This window comes from Hyphomonas sp., from assembly GCF_040882205.1.
GTDB lineage: Bacteria > Pseudomonadota > Alphaproteobacteria > Caulobacterales > Hyphomonadaceae > Hyphomonas.
This window is the reverse complement of the sequence record NZ_JBBEBT010000195.1, coordinates 1-3,597: the sequence shown is the minus strand read 5'-3', so window position 1 is coordinate 3,597 and position 3,597 is coordinate 1. Positions and strand designations below refer to the sequence as shown.

Below are 3,597 nucleotides of genomic sequence, written 5' to 3'. Positions count from 1 at the left end.
CCCGGAATTGCGGTTCGAGAGGTTTGCCCAGCCAAAGAAGCCGCAATAGTTGCCCTCGGCTATGCGGGCCACGTGGCCATGATAGACCTTGTCCGTCAGCCTCAGCCGGAAGGGATACTGGTGTTGCTCCTGGTAGCGGGGGATCGTGTAGCTCGCGCCAATGCCGCAAGGGCCATACCAGATCATGTCATCATGCCAGGTACGGGCGAGCAGCTCCGGCGGGCAGCGATAATTGTCGAGATGATTGAGCGCGCTCAGGTCTGCAATCATTTCATTGACGAGGTCGAGGGTCCGCCGGGTTTCATCCTCGGCAGGGGATGAGCGGATGATGCCATCATGGGTTCTTGGGCCTGGATAGACGAAATAGCTGCCTGTCATGGGCGGCAGGGGGTAGACGCCCGCCTGCTGCATCAGGCCGATAAGATCACAGAACAGGGCAGTTTCCTGAATCCGGCCATCAGCGACGCGGTGGAATTCCGCATAGCGCAGGAACGCCATCTTGCCGGTTGCCGGCACACCAAGCCAGTCGCTGTCGAACAGGCCCATGAAATGGCCCATGCTGCAGGTCCAGGTCCCAATGTGCCCTTCGGCATTGTTCTCGCCGGCGAAGAAAATGTCTTCCCGTCTCTGAAGGCCGGACAGGGCCGCGCGCAGGGGAATCCAGAATTGATCGATAACACTCTCGGCGCCCCGGAGTGCGCCGAATGGATACATCCCGCGCCAAAGATAGTCCGGGCCGAGCAGGGGCGTCGCACAGCGCGCCAGTTCATCCGAAGCTATCTGATCGAACTGAGTGACGAAGTCTCTGACGACTTGTCTTGCAAGATTAGGGTTTGTCATGCGGCGGGCATCCAATCGGCCTGAACCTGACTATCAAAATTGAATTCGAATGCAAGTTTTGGGTCTCTGCCAGAACAATTCGAATGGCTCTCTTGCGGCGAGGTAAGGGATCATTGCCGATGCGCGTATACAAAAGACGGTGGAATTTGGGACTTGAAACGTCCCAGGGGATTCAAAAGGCTGGCATAGAGACCCGGCGCCCTTGCTATAAACCATTGAATAGATAGTGTTTTTGTCACCGACTTGGTTCCCGCTTCGGGCATCAAAAAGTGCAAACGACGCGCAACTTCGCGAAGTCTGCCAATGTTGCGGCCCAGGTACAAAGAGGCCTGCAGACGCCAATGCCTAGGCTGGTGCCTGTCACCCCAGCAATCCCTCAAACTGCACGCCGGCGACTGGTCGACCCCCGAGCAGCTGCTCGTCCGGGCAGGAGGGGTGCAGCGCGACGATCAAGATGAGACTGCGTGTTGCCATTCACGGCGAGGAGCAGGACGTCATTTTCCGCCAGGTTCAGGAACCCGGCCGGCTGGGCCTTTCGGATTTCACCGACATGGCTGCGCTGGGCATCACCATTGCCCGCCTGGCTCTGGACCACCGGCTCTGCCATTTCCGGTTGGCCTATTCCGGCTTTGAACACGCGCATGTCGTGCGTGGCGGTGAGAGTTTCGTCGCCCTTGCGGAAGGCCTGCAGAATGCACTCTGGTCGCTGGGCGGGGTGCCGCGCGAGCACCGCACGGACTTCGTCCGGTTGATGCCGGGCGTTTTTTAAATTCCTATGGCGGAAAGCCAGCGTGCTGACGCAGAGATTTGTGCTTCCGGCCCGCCGCTATCCGTTGACTTTATATGGCCGGGTTCCTGGCATGATCTGGAACCAGGCCCTGCGCCCACTCTGCTGGGCCGGCCTCCTGAAGGACACCACGACCGGCGAGCAGTCGCATTTCGAAGACAGGCGATATGTCACGGCGGGGCTCCCGGCGAAGGCCTTTGAGTGCTCACCCGCGGTTGCCCAACTGTCGCTTATGGCAGCACATCGCTTTCGGCAGGGCCCAGCTTTGGTGCGGCGCGGTCTGCAAATTCCGGATCAAAGGCGCGGACGGGCCTCTCACCGCCACCTAGCTGCACCACTCGATCAACGTTGGGGAACTTCCGAACCCAGATCCAGTCTGGTCACAAGACACGTTTCAACTGGGTATAATCGCCATTTGTCTGCAAGACCAACTTCACCGTCACGTTACTCCGGTTGCGCCAGAACCAGCCGTGCGATCCATCAAACGCCGCCGTCAGCTCGCCGGTGTCAGAGGCCTCGGAGCGGCCTTTCCGATAGCTCCTGGACTGGCCGGCCGCGCCATCGCCGTGGAGGTCCGAGTTCACATGGCCCTGATCGACGCGCCATTCGTAGCGGGCTGTTTCGCCGCGCCTCATCACGAGCTTGATCTCAGCTGCCGCGCCGGGTGCCAGGGAGATCGTGGCCTCGTCACGCCAAGCAGTCTTCGGCTCCTGAGGCGTCGGTGTGCTGGTTGAGACTTCAGCCCTTTGCGGCGCGGTGAGTTCCTCCGCGAACGGCAGTTCAGGCTGTGTTTCGGTAGCGGCGCTTGTCGCTGCATCGGCCTCGGCTTCTTCAGCGAGCTGCCGCTTGATTTCGCCCATTTGGGTAAGTCCGAGAGCGCGGCCTGCGCCTGTCGGATCTACGGCGTATTCTGCGGGCAAAACAACGGTTACGAGCAGCATGGCAGCTATGAAAAGGGCGATCAGGGTAGAGCGGATGAGCTGGCGCGTGGTGGGCAGCTCGGCCCGGCCCGGCATGTCGGTGTTGTACATAAGCCTGTTCTCCTAGGTGAGGAAGTAGCCGGTGAGCTGGTAGCCGACCAGCATAAAACCGGCGGCCATCATCACGACGTTTGCGGTATAGGCATGTTTCAGGAATGACGGCGTGCGCCGCCAGAAACCCATGACAATCAGGATGGCGCCGAGGGCCAGCAGCTGGCCAATCTCTATCCCCACATTGAAGGCCAGGAGGTTGGGCAGGAGCCCGTCCGGTGAGATTTCATAGTCGAGGATTTTCGAGGAGAGGCCAAAGCCATGACAGAAGCCGAAGATGAGGGTCGCCGCCTTGGTACTTGGCTGCATACCGAACCAGCGCTGATAGGCGCCCATATTGTCCAGCGCCTTGTAAACGATCGACAGGCCGATGATCGCATCAATGACATAGCTGTTGATGCCGAAGTGGAAGTAGACCCCCGTCAGCATCGTGGCCGAATGCCCTATGGCAAACAGGCTGACATAGATACCGATGTCTTTCATCCTGTAGAGAAAGAAAATCACACCGAGCAGGAAGAGGATGTGATCATAACCCGTCACCATATGCTTGGCGCCAAGATAGAGAAACGAGATCAGATGAACGCCCGTTATCTCCTGAATATAGCCCTTGTCACCCTCCGCAACGGCATGGGCGAAAGCCTCCCCCGGAATTGCACAAGCGAGAGCGGTAAGCACCGCCGCAAGAACTGGGCGGGAGACTACTGCGCGCGGCGAGGGGTTCAGACGTTCAGTTGGCAACTGCTGGAGCCCCCTGTGCAGGCATTGCGCGAAGCGTATCGCGCCTGAAGACGGAGTAGAGAACATCACGCGGTGATCTCGAACCTATGAGCGCCGACACAGGGCGCCGCCCGCACGCTTCTTCGGCAGCGGAAGATTGCTCCGCCCTCTTAGGTTTGGTTGCGCCCGACACCGGCGAGCGGGCGCCCGGTGCAAGAATAC

At 59.7% G+C, this 3,597-nt stretch carries 3 protein-coding genes and 1 pseudogene; 1 reads left to right on the top strand and 3 read right to left on the bottom strand.

What is annotated here, in order from left to right; all coding sequences use genetic code 11:
- Positions 1-840 (bottom strand): ester cyclase (locus WEA77_RS08085; protein ID WP_368067356.1); only part of this gene is annotated, 840 nt, incomplete at its 3' end.
- Positions 841-1,285: 445 nt separating this feature from the next.
- Here WEA77_RS08085 and WEA77_RS08080 point away from each other — a divergent pair.
- A pseudogene (locus WEA77_RS08080) lies at positions 1,286-1,579 on the top strand (IS21 family transposase); the annotation flags it as partial.
- Between the two features lie 428 nt (positions 1,580-2,007).
- Here WEA77_RS08080 and WEA77_RS08075 read toward each other — a convergent pair.
- Together WEA77_RS08075 and WEA77_RS08070 are read right to left on the bottom strand one after the other, a co-directional pair.
- Positions 2,008-2,658, bottom strand: a complete 651-nt coding sequence (locus WEA77_RS08075; protein ID WP_368067355.1) for a transmembrane anchor protein — start codon at positions 2,656-2,658, stop codon at positions 2,008-2,010.
- A 12-nt stretch (positions 2,659-2,670) separates the two neighbouring features.
- Positions 2,671-3,333: a HupE/UreJ family protein gene (locus tag WEA77_RS08070; RefSeq protein ID WP_368067357.1), complete on the bottom strand. Its 663-nt coding sequence runs from the start codon at positions 3,331-3,333 to the stop codon at positions 2,671-2,673.
- Positions 3,334-3,597 lie beyond the last annotated feature (264 nt).

Bases quoted from the DNA above. Each gene is read 5' to 3' on its own strand.
- WEA77_RS08075 (WP_368067355.1), bottom strand. From the start codon at position 2,658: ATGTACAACACCGACATGCCGGGCCGGGCCGAGCTGCCCACCACGCGC.